The 20,894-nt window shown below is 72.5% G+C and carries 18 protein-coding genes; 11 read left to right on the top strand and 7 right to left on the bottom strand.

Features of this window, described 5'->3' with window-relative positions:
* Positions 1-88: 88 nt before the first annotated feature.
* Positions 89-511, bottom strand: coding sequence for a DUF2000 domain-containing protein (locus AB0K10_RS10650; protein ID WP_363682048.1), 423 nt, complete (start codon positions 509-511; stop codon positions 89-91).
* Positions 512-561: 50 nt separating this feature from the next.
* On the opposite strand from AB0K10_RS10650, the gene AB0K10_RS10645 reads away from it, so the two are divergent.
* Positions 562-1,404 carry an AraC family transcriptional regulator gene (locus tag AB0K10_RS10645; protein WP_363682046.1) on the top strand — a complete coding sequence of 281 codons (843 nt, stop codon included), beginning with the start codon at positions 562-564 and terminating at the stop codon, positions 1,402-1,404.
* On the opposite strand, the gene AB0K10_RS10640 is transcribed toward AB0K10_RS10645, so the two are convergent.
* Positions 1,382-2,215, bottom strand: a complete 834-nt coding sequence (locus tag AB0K10_RS10640) for a helix-turn-helix transcriptional regulator (RefSeq protein WP_363682044.1) — start codon at positions 2,213-2,215, stop codon at positions 1,382-1,384. The two genes, AB0K10_RS10645 and AB0K10_RS10640, sit on opposite strands and share 23 nt — an antisense overlap.
* Before the next feature lie 375 nt (positions 2,216-2,590).
* On the opposite strand from AB0K10_RS10640, the gene AB0K10_RS10635 reads away from it, so the two are divergent.
* Positions 2,591-4,174, top strand: a complete 1,584-nt coding sequence (locus tag AB0K10_RS10635; RefSeq protein WP_363682042.1) for a DHA2 family efflux MFS transporter permease subunit — start codon at positions 2,591-2,593, stop codon at positions 4,172-4,174.
* A 65-nt stretch (positions 4,175-4,239) separates the two neighbouring features.
* On the opposite strand, the gene AB0K10_RS10630 is transcribed toward AB0K10_RS10635, so the two are convergent.
* From AB0K10_RS10630 to AB0K10_RS10615, 4 genes are all read right to left on the bottom strand, one after another.
* Positions 4,240-4,692, bottom strand: coding sequence for a DUF5709 domain-containing protein (locus AB0K10_RS10630; protein ID WP_007461315.1), 453 nt, complete (start codon positions 4,690-4,692; stop codon positions 4,240-4,242).
* Between the two features lie 113 nt (positions 4,693-4,805).
* Positions 4,806-5,690, bottom strand: a complete 885-nt coding sequence (locus tag AB0K10_RS10625) for an alpha/beta hydrolase (protein ID WP_363682040.1) — start codon at positions 5,688-5,690, stop codon at positions 4,806-4,808.
* Between the two features lie 113 nt (positions 5,691-5,803).
* Positions 5,804-6,772, bottom strand: a complete 969-nt coding sequence (locus tag AB0K10_RS10620; RefSeq protein ID WP_363682038.1) for a sigma-70 family RNA polymerase sigma factor — start codon at positions 6,770-6,772, stop codon at positions 5,804-5,806.
* Positions 6,769-7,791: a YafY family protein gene (locus AB0K10_RS10615; protein WP_363682036.1), complete on the bottom strand. Its 1,023-nt coding sequence runs from the start codon at positions 7,789-7,791 to the stop codon at positions 6,769-6,771. The genes AB0K10_RS10620 and AB0K10_RS10615 overlap by 4 nt, the downstream gene beginning before the upstream one ends.
* Positions 7,792-7,852: 61 nt before the next feature.
* Between AB0K10_RS10615 and AB0K10_RS10610 the strand changes: the two genes are divergently transcribed.
* The 3 genes from AB0K10_RS10610 to AB0K10_RS10600 are packed head-to-tail and all read left to right on the top strand — an operon-like array spanning position 7,853 to position 10,898.
* The gene (locus AB0K10_RS10610; RefSeq protein ID WP_363682034.1) at positions 7,853-8,986 is read left to right on the top strand and encodes an epoxide hydrolase; all 1,134 of its coding nucleotides are present in this window, start codon (positions 7,853-7,855) and stop codon (positions 8,984-8,986) included.
* Between the two features lie 20 nt (positions 8,987-9,006).
* On the top strand, positions 9,007-10,140 hold the full coding sequence (locus tag AB0K10_RS10605; protein ID WP_363682032.1) for a winged helix DNA-binding domain-containing protein: 1,134 nt from the start codon (positions 9,007-9,009) through the stop codon (positions 10,138-10,140).
* Positions 10,141-10,154: 14 nt separating this feature from the next.
* Complete coding sequence (locus AB0K10_RS10600; protein ID WP_363682030.1) at positions 10,155-10,898, top strand: DUF2071 domain-containing protein; 744 nt, start codon at positions 10,155-10,157, stop codon at positions 10,896-10,898.
* Here AB0K10_RS10600 and AB0K10_RS10595 read toward each other — a convergent pair.
* Positions 10,838-14,227: a BTAD domain-containing putative transcriptional regulator gene (locus AB0K10_RS10595; RefSeq protein WP_363682028.1), complete on the bottom strand. Its 3,390-nt coding sequence runs from the start codon at positions 14,225-14,227 to the stop codon at positions 10,838-10,840. The two genes, AB0K10_RS10600 and AB0K10_RS10595, sit on opposite strands and share 61 nt — an antisense overlap.
* Before the next feature lie 182 nt (positions 14,228-14,409).
* Between AB0K10_RS10595 and AB0K10_RS10590 the strand changes: the two genes are divergently transcribed.
* The 6 genes from AB0K10_RS10590 to AB0K10_RS10565 all read left to right on the top strand — a co-directional run bounded on the left by AB0K10_RS10590 (position 14,410) and on the right by AB0K10_RS10565 (position 20,878).
* The gene (locus AB0K10_RS10590) at positions 14,410-15,672 is read left to right on the top strand and encodes an SGNH/GDSL hydrolase family protein (protein ID WP_363682218.1); all 1,263 of its coding nucleotides are present in this window, start codon (positions 14,410-14,412) and stop codon (positions 15,670-15,672) included.
* A gap of 177 nt (positions 15,673-15,849) precedes the next feature.
* Positions 15,850-16,452: a dihydrofolate reductase family protein gene (locus AB0K10_RS10585; RefSeq protein WP_363682026.1), complete on the top strand. Its 603-nt coding sequence runs from the start codon at positions 15,850-15,852 to the stop codon at positions 16,450-16,452.
* A gap of 111 nt (positions 16,453-16,563) precedes the next feature.
* On the top strand, positions 16,564-17,586 hold the full coding sequence (locus AB0K10_RS10580; RefSeq protein WP_363682024.1) for a S66 peptidase family protein: 1,023 nt from the start codon (positions 16,564-16,566) through the stop codon (positions 17,584-17,586).
* Positions 17,587-17,641: 55 nt separating this feature from the next.
* Complete coding sequence (locus tag AB0K10_RS10575; RefSeq protein WP_363682022.1) at positions 17,642-18,403, top strand: maleylpyruvate isomerase family mycothiol-dependent enzyme; 762 nt, start codon at positions 17,642-17,644, stop codon at positions 18,401-18,403.
* An 87-nt stretch (positions 18,404-18,490) separates the two neighbouring features.
* Positions 18,491-19,357 (top strand): hypothetical protein, encoded by an 867-nt coding sequence (locus AB0K10_RS10570; RefSeq protein WP_363682020.1) that lies wholly within the window; start codon positions 18,491-18,493, stop codon positions 19,355-19,357.
* 120 nt (positions 19,358-19,477) lie between these two features.
* Positions 19,478-20,878, top strand: coding sequence for a cellulase family glycosylhydrolase (locus AB0K10_RS10565; protein ID WP_363682018.1), 1,401 nt, complete (start codon positions 19,478-19,480; stop codon positions 20,876-20,878).
* The last annotated feature ends 16 nt before the right edge of the window (positions 20,879-20,894 follow it).

Here is a 20,894-nt window from a genome sequence, read left to right as displayed (position 1 = left end):
TCCTTCCGGGCGGCGAAACAACTGTAAACTCTGTTAATCATTACAGTCGTACCCATCGATATCAATGTCTTCGCCGCGGCGGATGCGCTCACGGGTGCATGGCCGCGCCCTTGAGAACCTTGTCGACCACCGTGCGCGGCGCGTGCAGGGCCAGCCCCACCAGGTCGAGCTTCTCCCGGCCTACCGCCTGCACCGCCGCCCGGTTGTCGCGGTCGTTGCCGGTGGTGAACAGCTCGGACGTGAAGATCGCCAGGCGCAACCCGCGGGTGAGCGCCCGCGTGTGCGCGGCGGTGAGGGTGGCCCGGTCACCGGCGAAGACCAGCACCGGCTGGCGGAACATCGGCAGGTACGAGGTGCCGTCGGCGTCGCGGTACTCCTCGCCGAGCAGCTCCGGCTCGGCGTTCGCGAGACCACTGGTCAGGAAGGCGGTGACGTTGAGCCGCTGCCAGCCCGCCAGGTCGTCACGGAGCAGCACGGCGATCTTGGTGGGGAAACGGATCGGTTCGGTCATGCCGTCGAGCCTGCCCGCCCGGCACCCGCCCGTTCTTGTACGTTCTTAGCGTGGTCACCCGACCGACGGGCGCACAGGTCAGCGCGTGGCGACCCGCCGTCGCCGGGGTCGCCGAGGTCTTCCACGCCCATTTCCTCGATCACGCGTACCCGCTGCACACCCACGACGTGTGGACGCTGCTGATCGTCGACGACGGCGCGGTCCGCTTCGACCTGGACCGGCACCGCCACGGCGCGCTGCGGACGTCGGTGACGCTGCTGCCGCCGTACGTGCCGCACGACGGCCGGTCCGCCACACCGAACGGCTTCCGCAAACGGGTCCTCTACCTCGACACCACGGCGCTCGACGCCGAGCTGACAGGTCCGGCGGTCGACCGGCCGGACCTGGCCGATCCGCGCCTTCGGGACCGGATCCACCACCTGCACCGGGTGCTCGCCGCGCCGGGGGACGAGTTCGAGGCCGACAGCAGGCTCGCGCTCATCCTGGACCGGCTGCGCCAGCGGTTGCGTCAGCGCTCCCCGGTCAGCGTCCTGCCGGCAGCGCGGGGCGTCGCCGTCCGGCTGCGCGAGCTGCTGGACGCCCGGACCGTGGAGGGCCTCACGTTGCGGCAGGCCGCCGAGCTGCTGCACGCCCACCCGACCCACCTGGTCCGAGCCTTTACCCATACGCACGGGCTGCCGCCGCACTCGTACCTGACCGGTCGCCGGGTCGAGCTGGCACGCCGTCTGCTCCTCGCGGGGCAGCGCCCGGCCGAGGTCGCCGCCGCCGCCGGGTTCTTCGACCAGGCGCACCTGACCCGCCACTTCCGGCGACACCTGGGAGTCAGCCCGGCCCGCTACGCAGCACCCGCCCGCAGTCCCGACGAGCTGATCAGACGACCTGGCCGCCGATGACGGAGAGCAGCCGCAGCTTCTCGTCACTCTCCGAGCCGGGCGCCGCGGTGAAGACCAGCAGGGTTTGGGACGCGTCGGGGTCCACAAGGGTCTGGCAGTGCAGCTCCAGCGCGCCCACCTCGGGGTGCAGGAACCGCTTCACGGGGCAGTAGCCGCCGGGCACCGGGTGTTCCTGCCACAGGCGGACGAACTCCGGGCTGCGGGCCAGCAGGTCGTCGACGAGCGTCGCCGCCCGCGAACCCCGGCCGTCGCGGGTGTACGACTCGTGCAGGTGCGCCACGAGAAGCCGACTCTGCGTCTCGTGGTCCTCGGCGGGGTGCAGCTGTCGCGCCGCCGGGTCGGTGAACCAGCGGTGGTGCGCGCTGCGCGCCAATCCGGTGTGCCGGGTCTCGTCGCCGAGCAGGGCGATGGCCGGTGCGGTCTGCGCCAGGGTCTCCCCGAGGTGGTTCACCACCTGGGCGGGGGTGTCGTGCAGCCGGTCGAGGATGCGCATCATTCCCGGGTTGACGTGGTCGGCCCGGACGGCGCGGTGCGGGACGGCGTGACCGGCAAGGCGGAACAGGTGGTCCCGTTCGGCGAGGGACAGCCGCAGGCCGCGGGCGAGGGCGGCCAGCATCTGCTCGGAGGGGTGCGGCCCGCGCTGCTGCTCCAGCCGGCTGTAGTAGTCGGTGGACATACCACTCAACGCGGCTACCTCCTCGCGCCGGAGACCACCGGTGCGTCGGCGCAGACCGCGGGGCAGACCCACGTCCTCGGGTTGGAGCGCCTCGCGTCGGGTGCGGAGGAAGCTGGCGAGCTGGGCGCGGTTCACGGTGACTCCTCCTCCCACCCGCAGGTGGATCGGCACCTCGAGTGCAACAGCCGGCCCCGGTCGCGATGTTCCGGGGCGAGGGGGTGTTGCTCGCACGGCCGGCCGTTCGCGGCGGCCCGCGGCGGCGGCCGGCGCGGGTGCGCACGCGCCGAGTCGGTCCGTCGTCTGATCGACACCCCGACGACCGGCTGCAATCGGGCGGCCGATCGGTTCCGCCACGTGGTCGTCACGAAATCCGGCGGCAGACCGTCACAGTCCCCGGATAGTCTGCCTCGGCGCGTCGTCGCCCCGGCATGTCCTGTCCCGCGCCTGGTCGGCGCGACATTCGCCGCCACCGCCCACCATCCGCCAGATCAACCGACCTCAGGAGAGTTAGTGACACAGCAATCCGTCGCGACATCGGACAAGCTCGACGCCGCGGTGCTCAAGGTGGCGGGTGTCGTCGTCCTTGGCGCGATCATGTCGATCCTCGACGTGACGGTGGTCAGCGTCGCGCTGCCCAAGTTCCAGGATGAGTTCGACGCGTCGTACGCCCGCGTGGCCTGGACGATGACGGGCTACACGCTCGCCCTGGCCACGGTGATCCCCCTCAGCGGGTGGGCGGCCGACCGGTTCGGCACCAAGCGCCTCTACATGGTGGCGCTCGCCCTGTTCACGATCGGGTCCGGGCTCTGCGCCACCGCCGACACGATCGGCGAGCTGATCGGCTACCGCGTCCTGCAGGGCCTCGGTGGCGGCATGCTCATGCCGCTGGGCATGACGATCATGACGCGGGCGGCCGGGCCGCACCGGATCGGCCGGCTGATGGCAGTCCTCGGCATCCCGATGCTGCTCGGCCCGATCGGCGGCCCGATCCTCGGTGGTTGGCTGATCGACACGGCGAGCTGGCACTGGATCTTCCTGATCAACCTGCCGATCGGTGTCGTCGCCCTCATCTACGCGCAGATGGCGCTCCCGAAGGACGCCCCCGAGCCGTCGGAGTCCTTCGACTTCCTCGGCATGCTGATGCTGTCCCCGGGTCTCGCGCTCTTCCTCTACGGCGTCTCTTCGCTGCCGGAGGCGGGCACCTTCAGCGCGGCCAAGGTGTGGGCCCCGATGCTCGTCGGCGGGGTCCTGGTGGTGGCGTTCGTGCTCTACTCGTTCAAGCCCCGGTACCCGCTGCTCGACCTGCGCCTGTTCCGCAACCGCAGCCTGACCATCGCCTCGTTGACGCTGTTCGTGTTCATCATCGCGTTCATGGGTGCGGGCCTGCTGTTCCCGAGCTACTTCCTGCAGGTGCGCGGCGAGTCGACGCTGGCCGCCGGCCTGCTGATGGCACCCCAGGGCATCGGCGCGATGATCACCATGCCGATCGCCGGCACGCTCGCCGACCGGGTGCCCATCGGTCGCACGGTTCCGTTCGCGTTGGCGCTGATCGTCGTCGGGTTCTTCGGCTTCACCCAGGTCGACCCGCACACCTCGTACTGGCTGCTCGGCGGGTCCCTGTTCGTGATGGGTCTGGGCATGGGCGGCACGATGATGCCGATCATGACGTCGGCGCTGCGGACGTTGCAGGCACCGGAGGTGGCGCGGGGCTCGACCCTCGTCAACATCCTCCAGCAGATCGGCGGCTCGGTCGGCGCCGCCGTGATGTCGGTGATCCTCACCAACGAGCTGAACGGCTCCCGGCCGATCCCCGGCGCGGTGGACCCGAGCGGCAAGCCGATCACCGAGGCCGGCCTGGCCATCGCGGCCCAGCAGCGGCCGGAACTGCTCCAGCAGATGCCGGTGGACCCGTCGATCATCGAGCGCGGCCTCGACTTCGCGGCGAAGTCGTTCGCCCACACGTTCTGGGTGGGGTTCGCGCTGGTGCTGGCCACGCTCATCCCGGCGCTTCTGCTGCCGCGTCGGCGCAAGCCCGAGCAGCCGCTCGGCGACGAGCAGGCCGAGCTGGCCAAGGCGCCCGTCATCATCCACTGACCGACGGGCTTGATCACCCGCCGCGCTCGACGCCCGTTGAGGCGTCGAGCGCGGCGGTGCGCAGGTCAGCGCAGCGGACCGTCACCCGGGCCGTCGGGGTCCTCGATCACGTGGACCGCCGCCTCCTCGGCGCTGGCGGCGCCCGCGTCGATCCCGGCGTCCCACGCCACCGACTCGGCCTCGTCGTCCTCGCGGACGCCCTCGTCGTACTCGACGAGACGGCCCGCGCGCGCTTCGGTCTCGTACCCTCGGCGGGTCAGCTCGTCCTCGTCGTCGCCGCCCTCGGCGTACGGGTCGACGTCCGGCTCCTCCTGGGCGAGGTACTGATCCAACGACTCGCCCGCCCGCTCCTCGGCGGGGGTGGTGCCGAACCGGTTCGCCGCCGTCCAGTGGTCCGCGGCGACGATGCCGGTGTCGAGGGGGTCGCCGACGCGGTCGTCGTCGAGGGTGTCGGAGGCGTCCAGCACGCCGTCGTCCTCGGCCACGTTCCACTCGTCGACGGAATCCGTCTGGCTCACGGCTGTTTCTCCTTCGTCACGGCGCAGCGAAGTGCCAAGCCTATGACCGTGCAACGCCGCCGCCCCCCGAGGCCTGCCCGCTGTGACGAACGGACCTGGGGGCGGCGCGAGCGTCACCGCTTCAGCAACTCCACCACGGCCTCGGTGAACTCCGCCGGCTGCTCGATGTGCGCGAAGTGCCCGCTGTCCTCCAGCACCACCAGGCGCGAGTCCTTGAGGCCCGCGTGCAGCTCCTCGGCGTAGCGGGGACCGCAGATGAAGTCGTACGCCCCGACGATCACCACGGCCGGCACGGTGATCTCACCAAGGCGGTCGCGCACGTCGAAGGGCGTCGGGTCCTGCGCGCCGGCCGGCGCCGCCGAGATCCGCACGGCCGCCTGGAACGGGGCGAACTCGGCCTGCCGACCCCAGAAGTCCGCGAAGTACACCGGAAGGGCGGCGCGCAGCGCGGTTCCCAGGGACTCGTCATCGGTGGCGGCGCCGATCTGCGCGAAAGCGGCCGGGATCTCCGCCGCCTCCGGCCGGTCCGGGTGCCGCTGCGGGTACGCGGCGAGGTTTGCCATCGCCTCGGCCCAGAAATCGGCGCCGGTGACGGGTGACGTGTCGTACAGGGCGAGGCCGGCGACCCGGTCCGGGTGGTCCAGGGCGTACCGCTGGATGACGAACCCGCCGTACGAGTGGCCGAGGAGGTACACCCGGGGCTCGCCCAGGTGCTCGATCACGGCATCGAGGAACCGGACATACGTGACGAGGCGGTAGTCTTCGGTGTTGTCGAGCCGCCCCGACGCGCCCGTGCCGACCGGCTCGACGTAGACCATCGTGAAGTGTTCCTCGAGGCCGGGCGCCCGCAGGTAGGCCCACTCGATACCGGGACCGCCGGAGTGCGCCACGCACACCGGGCCGGTGCCGGCGACGTGGTAAACCTGCTCGACGCCGTCGACGCTGAAGGTGTGCGCGCCGGGTGCGAGGGCGTCGACATCGTGGCTGGTGGAACCCATGAACTGTCTCCCGATCCGTGACCCGCGCGGCGGGTGTCCACCGCGCGGCTGGTGACTGACACGGACCAGATGCACGGGTCGACGGGAAAGTTCGCTCGGTCCGCGACGTTTTCTCAGGCCAGCGCCGGGACGGGGTGGAAGAGGGTCATGCGGCGTACCCGCCCCTCGTGCAGGTGCTGCAACCACAGCGCCCCGGGCGGGCAGTGCTCCGGATCGTCCGGCGGGCTGATCAGGTCGGTCTCCCAGATCAGCACGTCGCCGCTGGCGACGACGTTGCGCAGCCGCTGGCGTACCCCGGCCTCCAGGTCGCTGGTCATGCCGCGGATCGCCAGGTCGCGGCCACCGCGTGGCCCACCCGGCACCACCATCTCGGCGTCCGGCCACCAGCTCTCGTGCACGACCCGGTCGAAGTGCCCCCGCATCGCCGTGGCGATCATGTCGCGGCCCTCGCGCCAGCGGGCGTCGCCGGCCGCGCGCACGTCGGCCTGGGCTGCGGTCGCCGCCGTCCGCAGACCACCCGCGAGGGCCCGGCGGGCGTGGCTGAGGCGGCTGCGAACGGTGCCGACCGGCACGCCGCACACGGCCGCGATCTGCTCGTACGAGGACGCGTCGCTGAAGTAGCGCAGCAGGGTGACCAACCGGTCGGACTCGGACAACTGCCCGATGGCGTGCCACACCCAGTCGCGCAGGGCGGCGGAGTCCAGGGCCTCCTCGGGGGTGGGGCTGGTGGCGGGCTGGGCGAACCATTCCGGCTCGGCGACCGGCACGGGGCGCGGCCCGCGCAGGGCCATCCGGACGTTGTTGCGGACGATCGTGCGCAGCCACGGGCCGACGGCGGCCGGATCACGGACCTCGCCGATGCGCCGCAGCGCCGTCACCAGGGCGTCCTGCACCGCGTCCTCGGCGTCCGGTCCGTAGCCGAGCATGCTCAGCGCGACGGCTCGCATCCCTGCCTCGTGGCGACTCAGCAGCACACCGAGCGCCCCCGCGTCGCCCGCCTGCGCGAGTGCCACCAGTTCCGCGTCACCCTGCGTCACGCCCAGTTCCTCCCCGAACCGCCTGTTCTGAACGCTTCTGCTCATTCAAGCGTACGGCGCACCGGCTCGCCCTCGCCGAGGGTGGGGCGGCCCGTCTCCGCAGCCTGCGGGTCGGCGGCGCGGGTGGCCCGGGCGCCGATCAGCCGCAGGTACGCGATCAACTCCGGCGGCTCGTGCACCTCGACGTCGCAACCCAGGGTCAGCAGGCGCCACGCCAGCCACTCCAGGGTGTCGGCGTCGCTGCGCAACAGGCACGACGTGTCGTCGATCGGCTCCAGGTCGACCCCGGCACCGCCCAGCGGGCCGGCCATCCGCTCGACAGGCGCGTGCAGCGTCACCACGGCCCGGTAGACGGGCGTCAACTCCAGGAGCTTCTCCGCCATGAAGGACGCGGCGTCGGAGGCCGGCAGTCGGCGGGCGGGGACCCGGGTCCGGGTGGGCCGCTGGTCGGTGATCCGGTCCACCCGGAAGATCCGCCAGTCGTCGCGATCGTTGTCGTAGCCCACCAAATACCAGCGCCGGCCCGCCGACACCAGCTTGTACGGCTCGACGAGCCGTTCGCGGTCCACGCCGTCGCGGCGGCGGTAGCTGAACCGCAGTTGCGCGCGGCTGTTGACGGCGGCGGCCAGGGCGCTCAGGTGCTCGGGGTCGACCGTCGGCCGACCCCAGGTGAGCAGCGGTTCGGTGGCCGCCCCCAACGCGCCGACGCGCTGACGCAGCCGGGACGGCAGCACCTGTTCGAGCTTCGCCAGCGCCCGTACCGAGGCCTCCTCGATGCCGGCCACCGCGTGACCGGCGGCGGTACGCAGACCGATCGCGATCGCCACCGCCTCCTCGTCGTCGAGCAACAGCGGCGGCATCGCCTTGCCCGCGACCAGGCGGTATCCGCCGATCACGCCCATCGTCGCCTGCACCGGGTAGCCGAGGTCGCGCAGTCGCTGCACGTCGCGGCGGACGGTGCGCAGGCTGACGCCGAGCCGGGTGGCCAGCTCGCTGCCGGGCCACTCCCGAGGGGTCTGCAACAGCGACAGGAGGCCCAGCAGCCGGGCGGGGGTGTCGGACACATCTCCACAATGCCAGCGATGTGTGTCAGCTCCTGACCTACATCGGTCATAGCGTTTCGGCATGACGCCTTTTCGCATCGACATCCCCCAGTCGGACATGGACGATCTGCGGGACCGGCTCGCCCGCACCCGGTGGCCCCGCTCGCTGCCCGGCGCAGGCTGGGAGCGAGGGGTGCCGGTGGGCTACCTCCGCGAGCTGAGCGAGCACTGGGCGAACGGGTACGACTGGCGGGCGCACGAGGCGCGCCTGAACGGCTTTCCCCAGCTCATCACCGAGATCGACGGCCTGGACGTGCACCTGCTGCACGTCCGCTCGCCGGAACCGGACGCGCTGCCGTTGCTGCTGACGCACGGCTGGCCGAACTCCGTGGTCGAGTTCACCGAGCTGATCGGCCCGCTGACCGACCCGCGTGCCCATGGTGGGGACCCCGCGCAGGCGTTCCACGTGGTGGCGCCGTCGGTGCCCGGCTTTGGCTTCTCGCAGGCGCCACCGGCCGGGTTCACGATCGACCGGCTCGCCCGGATGTGGGCCGAGCTGATGGCCCGCCTCGGCTACCACCGCTACGGCACCCAGGGCGGCGACCTCGGCGCGTACGTCGCGCCCGCGGTGGCGAGGGTGGCCCCGCAGCAGGTGGTAGGCGTACACATCGACGGTGGTTTCGGCTTCCCGACCGCCGCCGACGTGGCGGACCTGAGCGAGGCGGAACGCGCCGAGTGGGAACAGATGCAGCTGTGGATGAGCGGTGGCGTGGACCACCACGCGCTGCTGCGGGCCGCGCCACAGACCTTCGCGTACGCCTGGAGCGACTCGCCGGTCGGACTGTTGGCCTGGATGATGCAGAAGTTCAAGGAGTTCACCGTGACGGTACCGACACCGGAGCAGGCCATCGACCGGGACCAGCTGCTCACCAACGTGAGCCTCTACTGGTTCACCGGCACATCGGGAACCTCCTCGTGGCCCATGTACGAGCGGCTCACCATCGCCGACGACGGCGGTTTCGCCTGGCCCCAGGGTCAGCGGCGGGTGCCGTCGGGCGTCTACGGCGGCGGGACCGCGCTGATGCGTCGCCTCGCCGAACGGGACAACACCATCGTCCACTGGCCCCAGGGCAACCCGGGCAGCCACTTCGTGGCGATGGACGAGCCGCTGGCCCACGCGGCGGACATCCGGGCGTTCTTCGCGGGCCGGCGATGACCGAGCTGAGCTGGGATCAGGTGTCTGCGCGACGGCTTGCCCGGCACCGGCTGCCCCCGTCGGCGGCGGGTAGGGGACCGGACGCCGGGAACCTCGCCGACGTGGTGTCGGCGATCGGTGGCGCGCACGCCCAGATCGCGTCGGCCGCTGAACTGTCCATCGGGCTGCGGGTGCCGGGCGCGACCCGCGATCTGGTGCGCCGGGCACTGTGGAGGGACCGCACGCTGGTCAAGACCCGTGGGCCGCGCGGGACCGTGCACCTCCTCGCCGCTGCGGACCTGCCGATGTGGGTCGGCGCGCTGAGCGCGGTGCCCGCTCCACCCTGGGAGCGGAGTGCGGCCCTGTTGACTCCCCAGCAGACCGAGCGGGTCCTCGCGGCCATGGCCGAGGCACTGGCCGAGGCCGAGCTGACCACCGCCGAGTTGACCGAGGAGGTCGTCGCCCGCACCGGCGAGTGGGCGGGCGAGCGGGTCATGGAAGCCTTCCAGGACAGGTGGCCCCGATGGCTCGCCGCGATGGGGCCGGCCTCCCGGAGCGGAATCGTCTGCTTCGGCCCGAACCGGGGCCGCGCCGTCACGTACACCAGCCCGAACCGCTGGCTGCCCGGGTTCGCCCCCATGGCCGGTCGGGCCGCGCTGGCCGACCTCGTCCGTCGCTACCTGTACGCGTACGGGCCGGCCACCCCGGCCCAGTTCGCCCAATGGCTGTCGACGCCACTGCCGTGGGCGACGTGGCTGTTCTCCTCGCTGGACCTGACCGAGGTGACCGTGGAGGGCACGCCCGCGTGGGTGACCGCCGACGACACCGACTTTCCGGACGACCCGCCGTCCGGGCTGCGGTTACTGCCCTACTTCGACGCGTACGTGGTCGGCTGTCATCCGCGCGACCGACTCTTTCCCGGTGTCGCCGCCGACCGGGCGTTGGCCCGTGGGCAGGCGGGCAACTACCCGGTGCTGCTGGTGGACGGGACCGTCGCCGGAGTGTGGCACCAACGCCGCTCCGGCCGCAGGATCAACGTCACGGTCGAGCCGCTGCGCTCCCTCGACGCCGGTCGACGCCGGCAGTTGGCCGAGGAGGTCGAGCGGGTCGGCCACATCCTGGAGGGTGACGCCGCACTGACCGTCGGAACGGTGCGGGTCGGCCCGCACGCCTGAGTCAGGATGGGGGCGTGGACATCGAACCGGTCGACCATGCGCCCCGACAGGCGTTCCCCTGGGCGCTCCTGCGCCAGCGCTGGGAGGACCTCACCTTCCTGCACTGGGCCGTCGACCCGGCGACCGTCGCGCCGCTGCTGCCCGCCGGCACCCACCCGGACACGCTGGACGATGTCAGCTACGTCGGGCTGATCGGCTTCCGGATGGTCGGCCTGGGCTTCGGTCGCGGGCCGGGAGTGCCGTACTTCGGCACCTTCGCCGAGACGAACGTCCGGCTCTACTCGGTCGACGACACCGGCCGACGGGCCGTCGTGTTCCGCTCGCTCGACGCGTCCCGCCTGGTGCCGGTGCTGGTGGCACGGGCGACGCTGCGTCTGCCGTACCTCTGGTCGCGGATGCGGTTGGACCGCGACGGCGACCGGCTCACCTACCGGTGCCGGCGTCGCTGGCCCGGCCCGGCGGGTACGACGAGCCGGATGGCGGTCCGGGTGGGGGAGCGGATCGCCGAGCCGACCCCACTGGAACATTTCGTCACCGCCCGGTGGGGGCTGCACACCCGGGCGTACGGCCGCACGCTGCACCTGCCGAACTGGCATCCCCGCTGGCCGCTGCACCGGGCCGAGTTGCTGCACCTGGACGACGAGCTGGTCGCCGCCGCCGGGCTGCCGGCACCGGTCGGACCGCCGGTCAGCGTGCTCTACTCGCCCGGCGTCGGGGTCCGGTTCGGCGCACCGGTGACGGCAGGGCGGCCCGGCTGAGCGCCGAGCCACCGGATCCCTCGACCGCCGCTGGATGCCGCCGCGAGTCGGTGTGCGTCATCGTCCGAGAATGCGCGTACGGCGTGCCGGATCTCCTCGGGCGACAGCCGCCGCCCCTGCTCGTGGGCCAAGGTGAAGTCCTCGTCGCCCAGCGCCGCCACGGCCAGGGCTGTCGCCCGTTCGACGTCTGGCCGGTCGGCGAGGGCCAGCGGGAGCCCCGTCGCCTCCCGACCCGCCGCCGCCGCGCCGAGCAGACGGGCCGCATCCTGTGGACGGCCACCGGTGGCGGCCACACCGACCAGGACCTGCCAGGGGACCTGCTCGGCACCGAGTTCCGCGGCGACCTCGGCGGCCCGCAGGTGCCAGTCCAGGGCCGCCCTCGGGTCGCCGCGTAGCTCAGCGACGTACCCCAGCTCGCCCAGGACCCCGGTCAGGTAGAGCGGCTGGCCCGGCCCGTCCTGCTGCCGCCCGGCGGCATCCAGCAGGTTCTCGAGGTGTGCCTCCGCCGTGTCGAGGCTGCCCTCCCGGCGTGCGGCGGCGGCCAGGCACAGCTCCGCGAACACGATGCCGAGCGGAGATCCCTGCTCGGTGGCCAGCCCCAACCCTCGACCGCTGAGCTGCCGAGCCCGCGAGTAGTCACCCCGCTGCAACGCCACCCAGCCCAGCCAACACAGTTGGCCGGACATCTCGAACCGCAGTCCCAGGTCCTCCGCGACGCGCAGCCCTTCCTCGTACAGCCGGTTCGCCTGCTCGTAGTCACCGGCCATGCCCGCCTGGGCGCCGAGCCACTCGGTGGCCTGCAACACTCCCCACCGGTCGCCGAGCCGACGGAACAGCGCGGCGCTCTCGGCGCCGTCGCGCGCCACCGCGGGCGCGTCTCCACGGATGTGCGCGTGCTTGGCGCGCAGGCTGAGGGTGGCGGCCACGACCCACTCGTCGGGCAGCGCGCGTGCCTCGGCCAGCACCTCATCGAGCAGGTCGCCGGTGGCCGTCACGTCACCGAGGTCGACCTCCGCGTACGCGAGGAACCACAGCGCCCGGAGCCGGCCGTGCGGATCGTCGACGTCGTCGTAGCGCCGCAGGACCGCGCGGTGGCGCGTCACCCAGTCCCCGACGTCGCCGGACAGGAGGGCGAAGCCCAGGTGCCACGCGGCGGCACGGGCGCCGGCGGCGGCCCCGCCTCCGGGCCGGCAGTCGAGCGCCGCCGCGAGCCACCGCCGCGCCTCGGCGAACCGACCCCGCAGGAACCAGTACCAGCTCAGCGCGTTGGCCAGGCGCAGCGCGAGGTCCGCGTCACGCTGACGTACCGCCGCGTCCAGCGCCGCGCGCAGGTTGGCGGCCTCGACGTCGAGCCGCCGCAGCCACAGGCGTTGCTCCGGGCCGGGCAGACCCTCGTGCGCCCGCTCGGCCAGCTCCACCTGGTAGCGGTGGGCCCGGGAGCGAACGTCCTCAAGCTCTCCGGCGGCGCGTAGCTGGTCCAGGCCGAAGGCGGCGACGGATTCCAGCAGCCGGTAGCGCGGTGTGCCCTCGCGGGGCGCGACGACGACCAACGAGCGGTCGACGAGGCGGGCCAACAGATCCGCGATGCTCGCGGCGGGCACGCCATCGGGCGCGCAGACCGCCCGCACCGCGTCGACGTCACAGCCGTCGGCGTACGCGGCCAGCCGCCGCAACACCACCCGTTCCGGCTCGGTGAGCAGTTGCCAGCTCCAGTCGAGCATCGCCAGCAGCGTCCGCTGCCGGGCCGGCACGCCTCGATGCCGCGCGCCCAGCAGCCGGAACCTGTCGTCGAGCCCGGCGATCAGCCCCCGCACACCCAGCCCGCGCACCTGAGTGGCGGCCAGTTCCAGCGCGAGCGGGATCCCGTCGAGCCGGCGACACACGGTGGCGACCGGCACCGCGTTCTCCACACCCAACGCGAAACCGCGATCCGCGGCGGCGGCCCTGGCGACGAAGAGCCGCACCGCGTCGGAGCGTGCCAGCGCGGCCAGGTCCGTTCCGTCGGCCGGGTCGGGCACCGGCAGCGGCGGCACGGCCCACACGATCTCGCCGGCCAGCCCGAGCGGCTCGCGGCTGGTCGCCAGCACGCGCACGCCGGGTGCCGCGCCCAGCAGGGCGGCGGTCAGGTCCGCCAACGGGTCCACGAGGTGCTCGCAGTTGTCCAGCACGAGCAGGAGCCGTCGGTCGCCCAGCAGCCGGGAGAGCCGGTCCACAGGCGTGACGGCCCCACCCGCCTCGGTGGCGTCCCGCACGTCGAGCGCCGCCAGCACCAGGCCCGCCAACGCGTCCACCGTCTCGGGCGCGTCGGAGCGGTCGACGCCCGCCAGCTCGACCAGAGCCACCCCGTCCGGGTACGCGGACGTCCCCGCACGAGCCACCTCCACGGCCAGCCGTGTCTTGCCGACCCCGCCGATGCCGACGAGGGTGACCAGCCGGTTGCGTCCCAGCTCCATGACCAGCTCGGCGACCGCCGCGTCACGGCCGATCAGCTCGGTCAACGGGGTCGGCAGGTTCGGCCGCGCGGTGACGACCCCGTCCACCGGCCGGCGGGGCGGAGCGACAGCCGCCACCGGGGGCACGGCGAGCGTCGGATCGTGGGCGAGGACGGCCCGGTGCAGCGTGACCAGGTCGGGGCCGGGATCGAGCCCCAACTCGTCCCGGAGTCGGACGCGCAGCTCGTCAAAGCTGCGCAACGCCTCGGACTGCCGTCCGGCCCGGTACAGGGCGCGCATGTGCAGTCCACGAGCGCGTTCGCGCAGCGGTTCCCGGGCCAGCAGATCGCCGAGGTCACCGACGACGCTCGCGTGCTCGCCCAGCGCCAGCCGGTCGTCGAGACAGTCCTCCAGTGCGGTGAGCCGTTGCTCCTCCAGACCGGCGATCGTGGCGGCGGCGAACGATTCGTCGCGGAAATCCGCGAAGGCGGGCCCCCGCCACAGTGCTAGAGCCGCCGAGAAGAGCGCGACGCGCGAGCGGACGTCCTGAGTGCCGCGCGCATCCGACACCAGCCGTTGGAAGTGGCAGGCGTCCACCTCGTCGCGGTCGGCCAGGAGCCGGTAGCCGGGCGGTGGTGACCGCACCAGCTCCCGACCGCCGGGCTCGGCCTCGGCCAGCACCCGGCGTAGCTGGGACACCTTGGCCGACAGCGCGCCTGCGGCGTTCGTCGGCGGGGCGTCACCCCACAGGTGGTCGATCAGCCGATCCGCCGGAACCGGTTGCCCCTCGTGCAGCAGCAACGCGGCGAGCAGGAGCCGGACCTTCAACCCCGGGACGGCGACCACGGCACCGTGCGTGGTCCACACCGTCAACGGACCCAGCACCCCGAACCGCATGGCGGCCAGGATACGGCCCCTGACCTGCCGCACGAGGCCCCGACGGTGGCGGCGGTTCGGCGGGCCAGAAGACCGTAAAGAAACGGTAAGGCGGTCGGCGCAGGGTGAACCACATCGGTCGGCCGTCGCGGGCGGCCCCAGCGTCCACCCACCCCGCTCCCCGAAGGGACACCTCCGTGTCGATGTCGACAGGTCGCATTCTTCCCGTCCTCACCGCCCTGTTCCTGCTGGCGCAGGCCGCCCCGGCGAACGCCGCGCCCACCGGACCCGACCGGCCGGGCACCTGGTCGACGGCCTGGTCGGTCGCCCACCACCACCCCGTGCCGAGCAGCGACTGGCTCGGCACGAACTGGTCCGTTCCCGGCTTCGCCGACGAGTCGGTCCGGCAGGTGGTCCGGGTCAGCGCGGCCGGCTCCCACATCCGGATCCGGGTGTCCAACCGCTACGGCAGTCAACCGCTGCGGCTGACCGGCGCCACAGTGGGCCGCAGTTCCTCCGGGGCGGCGGTGCGGCCCGGCACCCTGCGACCGGTCACCTTCGACCAGCGGCGCTCGACAAGCGTGGCCATCGGCACCGAGAGCACCTCCGACCCGGTGCTCCTGCCGGTCCGGGCGCTGGAGTCGTTGACCGTCACGCTGTACTTCGCCGGCCCCACCGGCCCGGCGACCTACCACCAGGACGGACTCACCACCTCGTACCGCGCGGCGGGCGATCACCGCTTCGACGACCGCGCGGCCGCGTTCGCCGGCGAGACCAGCCAGTCCCGATACCACCTGGCCGGCGTGGACGTCGCCGGGTCACCGCGTACCCGGGGCACTGTGGTGACGTTCGGCGACTCGCAGACCGACGGCTACGGCTCCACCCCCGGCGCCGACAATCGCTACCCCGACCAGTTGGCCGAGCGGCTGGTCGCCACCGGCCGCCCGCTGGCCGTCGCCAACGCCGGCGTCGGCGGCAACAAGCTGCTCGCCGACTCACAGTGCTTCGGCGAGCGAGGCGTCAGCCGGTTCCGGCACGATGCGCTCGGGCAGCCGGGCGTACGGTCGGTGGTCGTGCTGATCGGCATCAACGACATCAACGGCGGTGGCTACCCCGACTTCGGCTGCGGCGCCTCGCCAGTGGTGACCGCCGCACAGCTCATCGACGGCCACCGGGCGCTGATCCGGGCCGCCCGGGCCCACCGCGTCACCGTCATCGGCGCCACACTGCCGCCCCTGAACGGCTCGTACGGCTACACCCAGGAGAAGGAGACGGTACGCGACGAGGTGAACCGCTGGATCCGCACCAGCGGCGAGTACGACGCCGTCGTCGACCTCGACCGGATCCTCGCCGACCCGGCCGACCGGGACGCCCTGCGACCCGGGTATGCCGCCGACGACCTCGTGCACCTCAACGACGCCGGGGCGACCGCAGCCGCCGTCGCCGTCGCCGCCCAGATCCGTTGACCATCCGTCGACCGGGCCGTGCAGCTCGACCGGGGGCGACCGGCGACGGTCCGAACCTGGCCGGAAAAAAGTTCGGCGGCGTGTCGAGGACGGCAGAGCCTGCTTCGACCTTGGAGTGAGGGCCGGGCACGACCGGCCCCACCGGCAGGCTGACACCGCATAACAAGGAGTGGACCGATGACGAAGGTGACGACCGGGGCGACGATGTCGTTGGACGGCTACATCGCGGACGCCTCCCACGGCGGCTTCGAGCACCTCTTCCAGTGGTACGGCAGCGGCGACGTCGAGACGCCGACGGCCAACCCCGAGATGACGTTCCGGACGTCCGCCGCGAGCGCCCAGCACCTGCGGGACCTCAACGAGCGCACCGGCGCACTTGTCGTCGGCCGACGGCTGTTCGACATGACCAAGGGGTGGGGCGGTCGGCACCCGATGGACGTGCCCGTCGTGGTCGTCACGCACAGCGTGCCGGAGGGCTGGGAGCCGGAGAGCGACTCCTTCGTCTTCGTCACCGACGGCATCGCCAGCGCCATCGACCGCGCGAAGGCGCTCGCCGGTGACAAGGAGGTCGGCGTCAACGGCGGCACCATCGCGGCCCAGGTCGTCGAGGCCGGCCTGCTCGACGAGGTCCATGTCGACCTCGTCCCGGTCGTGCTCGGCGCCGGCATTCCGCTCTTCGCGGGCCTGACGATCGCACCACTGCAGCTCGACGGCCCGTTCCGCGTCGTCGAGGGCGAGGGCGTCACACACCTGGCCTACCGCGTACGCCCGGTGGCCTGAACGCTCCGGGGGGCCGGCCAGCACGGCCGGCCCCCCCGCATCCGTCTGTCGGCGTGGAGCTTGATCGGAATTGGTGTGGCGCGCTGGTGCGCGTGTCGGGACACTGCGTCGGTGACTGGTTCTGCATCGCCTCGGCTGCTTCGACCGCCTGCCCTACGGCCCGGCGATCTGGTCGTTGTCGCCGCGCTGTCCGGGCCGCTGCACACCGCCTACGAGCCAGACCTCGCGCAGGCGGTGGTCGTGCTCGAGCGGATGGGGTTCCGGGTGCGGCGGGCACCGCTCGTCGACGCGGGGCGGCAGCGCTGGTGGAGCGCGGCCACGCCAGCGGAGATCGCCGCCGAATTCAACGGGCTCCTGCGTGATCCCGAGGTGCGCGCCATCATCGCCCACGACGGCGGTCAGACGGCGCTCGGCTACCTCGACCTGATCGATGTCGAGGCGATCGCCGCCGACCCCAAGCCGATCCTGGGCTACAGCGACATCTCGCTGCTGCATCTGGTGCTGTACGTGCGTACGGGTCTGGTCGGGTTCCACACCGACCTGGCCACTCCCGGGCTCGGCGGCGCGTGGCAGCGTGCGTCCGCGGCGCGCAGAGCAGAGCTGGAGAGGCTCTACTCGGCGCTGCTGACCGGCACGGAGCCGCTCGGCGCGCTGCCTGCCAGCCCGTCCTGGGAGTGCTGGCGTCCCGGCCGTGCCGAAGGTCGGCTCATCGGCGGGGTGATCAATCGCATCGCGCTGGTGCAGGCGACGCGGTACGCGCTACCGCTCGACTGGTTCGACGGCGCCGTGCTGTTCTGGGAGGAGACGGGCGGCCAGGCGTCGTACGTGTGGAGTTATCTGCACGTGCTGCGGCACGCCGGCATCCTCGACCGGATCGGTGGCATGGTCGTGGGCGTACCGCACGCGATCGACGGGCTCGACGCGCCCGACGCGTCCCCGACCCTGTCCGAGATGGTGCTCGACGTCCTCGGCGACCGTGACATCCCGGTCCTGGGCAACGTCGAGTTCGGACACGCGGGCCCCAATCTGCCGATGCCGGTCGGCGTCCGTGTCGCCCTCGACGCACGGCAGCGGACGTTGTCGCTGCGGGAACCGGCGGTACGGCCGCACCTGACGACCGGCCCGGTCGACTGAGGCCAGCGGGCGCGCAGACGCGAGGCTGTCGGTGCGATGTGCTGAGCTGGACAGCATGGACTACTCGCGATATCTCGACTGCCTCGCGGACGACTTCGCCCGCCTGCGCTCCCTCGCCCCGACCAACCCCGCGGCGCCGGTGCCGACCTGTCCCGGCTGGACCGTCGCCGACCTGGCCCGGCACGTGGGCGAGGTCTACCTGCACAAGACCCTGGCGATCCGCGACGGCGTCGAGGCCGAGCCGTGGCCCTCGGCGGAGCTGGCATCCGAGGCGCCGCTGGCGCTGCTCGACCGCGCGTACGCCGAGCTGCGGGCGGAGTTCGCCGCCCACGACCCGCAGGACCCGGCTGGCTCGTGGTACGCGCCCGGGCGGTCCGTCGGTTTCTGGATCCGCCGGATGGCGCAGGAGACAGTCATCCACCGCATCGATGCCGAGCTGGGCGTCGGAGCGCCGGTCGCGCCCGTTCCGGACGACCTCGCCGTGGACGGCGTCGACGAGCTGCTCCGCGTGTTCGTGGAGTACTCGGTGGCCGAGTGGGCCGATGCCTTCCGCGAGATCCTGGCCGGCTCACCGGGTTGGACGTTCGCCGTCCGCGCCGACGACACGGCGTGGTCGGTGCGTACCGGACCGGCGGTGTTCCGCGTGACCGACGGCGTGGCCGACGCCGCCGACGTGACGGTGACCGGCCCGTCGACGGCGATGTTGCGTTGGGCGTGGGGGCGGGAGCTGGCCGGCGAGCCGAGCGGCGTGCGCGTCGACGGGCCTGCGGAGGCGGTGGCCGAGCTGCGCCGGTGCATCGTCGTCGCCACTCAATGAGGCGGCGCGAGGGCGGCCCTAGAATCGATTGACCTCACTGCTTCGGTGGTGGAGGGCTGGGGGCTACCACGAAGGGCGGTGCGGACGATGGGACCGGACGAGCGGCGACGGTTGTTCGAGCAGGCACGGGAGCGCGGGACGCGACAGGACACCTGGGCGGAGGCGGACCGGCTGTGGATCCGGGTGATCGAGGCGTACCGGGAGGCCGTGCGGGGTCCGGGTCGGGTGGCCCTACAGGACCAGCAGCAGTTGGCCCGGGCGCTGTGGCGGCGCAGCATGCTGCTGTCCGCGCTCGGCAGGGCCGCCGACGGGATGGCTCCCGGCGGTGAGGCCGTGGTCGTCTTCGAGCGGGCGTACGACGCCGTGGCGGCCGAGGGCGGGAACGTGGCGGCCGCGCCCCGGGACGACGCTCTCGCCGAGCTGATCACCGCACTGGTGGACCTGGCCGAGGTCTCGTTCGCCGCCGGTCAGCCGGCCACGCGGCGTGACCTGCTGGAACGGGCCGTGACGGTGGGCCTGATCTCCGCCGGGAATCCGCCGTCCGCCGGGCCTCGCACCCGGGAGGCGATGGGCACGGCCTACCACAACCAGGCGACGGCGCTGCTGCACCGGCACCTCACCCGGCCGTCGTCGGGCGACGGCGCCCAGGAGGCGGCGTTGGCGGCGTCGCGGGCCTGCGAGCTGCGGCAAGGGCTGCTCGACCTGGCGCGTCCGCTGACCTTCTGGGAGATGGCCAACACCTACGGGGTGTACGCCCAGTGCCTGATCCTGATCGGCGACCTCGACCGGGCGGCGATGGTGCTGGCGATGGGCAACCGCTTCGTGGAGACGCTGGGTCCGGCCGCCGAGGAGCCCGCCCAGAAGCTGCGGGTCGCGGCCGAGATGCTGGCCCGGGAGAAGGGTGGGTCGGGGGGCGCGACCGGCTCGCGCCGTTGGGGCTGGCGGCGGGGCTGACCTGTCGATCGGCCGGCATCCGTCCGCCCCCGGCTTGCATGACATCGTCGTTGATCGATACTGTGCGTGCAGGCGCCGCCCCGCCGCAGACCACCACCGTCGATCCGAAGCGGGTTCCGCATGCGCACACTGAGACTTGTCACGTCGCTGGCCGTCGCCGGCCTGCTCGCCGGCACGGTGGCGATGATCGCCACGCCGGCCAGCGCGGCAACGGCCGCGTTCTCCGTGACGAACAGCTGGGGCAGTGGCTATCAGGGCCAGGTCACGGTCACCAACGACACCTCCGCGCCGATCAGCAGTTGGCGGGTCGAGTTCGACCTGCCGGCCGGGTCGACAGTCAGCCAGTCGTGGAACGCCCAGCAGGTGACCTCGGGCAGCCACTACACCTTCAGCAACGTGTCGTGGAACGGCGCGCTCGGCGCCGGTGCGTCGACGTCGTTCGGCTTCCTGGTCAACGGCTCCAGCACTCCGGTGAACTGCACGGTCAACGGCATCAGCGTGTCCTGCACCGGCGGCACGCCACCCACGACTCCGCCGCCGACGACCCCGCCACCCACCACTCCGCCGCCGACCACTCCGCCACCCACGACCCCGCCTCCCACCACCCCGCCGCCGACGACCGGCACGCCTGTGCAGCGGTACGGGCAGCTACGGGTCTGCGGCACGACGATGTGCGACAAGAATGGCGCGCGGGTGCAACTGCGCGGCGTCAGCAGCATGTGGCTCAACTGGGAGACCGCTCCCTACGCCGAGAACCTGTCCGCGCTGACCTGGATGCGCGACAACTGGAACCTCCAGGTGATCCGCGCGGCGATGGGCGTGGAGCCGGCCGGGGCGTACCTGAGCGATCCGGGCAGGGCACGGTCGCAGGTGGAGACCATCATCAACAACGCCGTCACCGCCGGGGTGTACGTGATCGTCGACTGGCACGCGCACGAGGCGCAGAACAACCAGTCCCAGGCGGTGGCGTTCTTCGGCGACCTGGCTCGCCGCTACGGTCACCTGCCTAACGTCATCTGGGAGACGTGGAACGAGCCGTTGCAGTTCAGCTGGACCGGCGTCATCAAGCCGTACCACCAGGCGGTCGTGTCCGCGATCCGTGCCGCCGACCCGGACAACATCGTCGTGCTCGGAACGCCGACGTGGTCGCAGGACGTGGACGCCGCGGCGGCCAGCCCCGTCTCCGGCACCAACCTCATGTACACGCTGCACTTCTACTCGTGCACCCACGGCGCGTCGCTGCGCGCCAAGGGTGACGCGGCGATCCGGGCCGGCCTGGCGCTGTTCGTCACCGAGTGGGGCGCCAGCAACGCCGACGGCGGCCTCGACGGCCGGGCCTGTCTGTCGGAGGCGCAGTCCTGGATCGACTGGATGAAGGCGAACGGCATCTCCTGGACGGCGTGGAAACTCGACGTCGGCACCGACACCACCAACCTGCTCAACCCCGGCGCGCCCGTGACCGGCGGATGGAACAACTACCTGCACGGCCACGCGCCGTTCGTGGTCGCCAACATGAGGTAACCCAGATCGCTGATGT

This window comes from Micromonospora sp. NPDC049274 (assembly GCF_040678875.1).
Taxonomy (GTDB): Bacteria; Actinomycetota; Actinomycetes; order Mycobacteriales; family Micromonosporaceae; genus Micromonospora.
The sequence above is the reverse complement of the archived record's forward strand: the minus strand, read 5'-3'. Positions and strand labels throughout refer to the sequence as shown.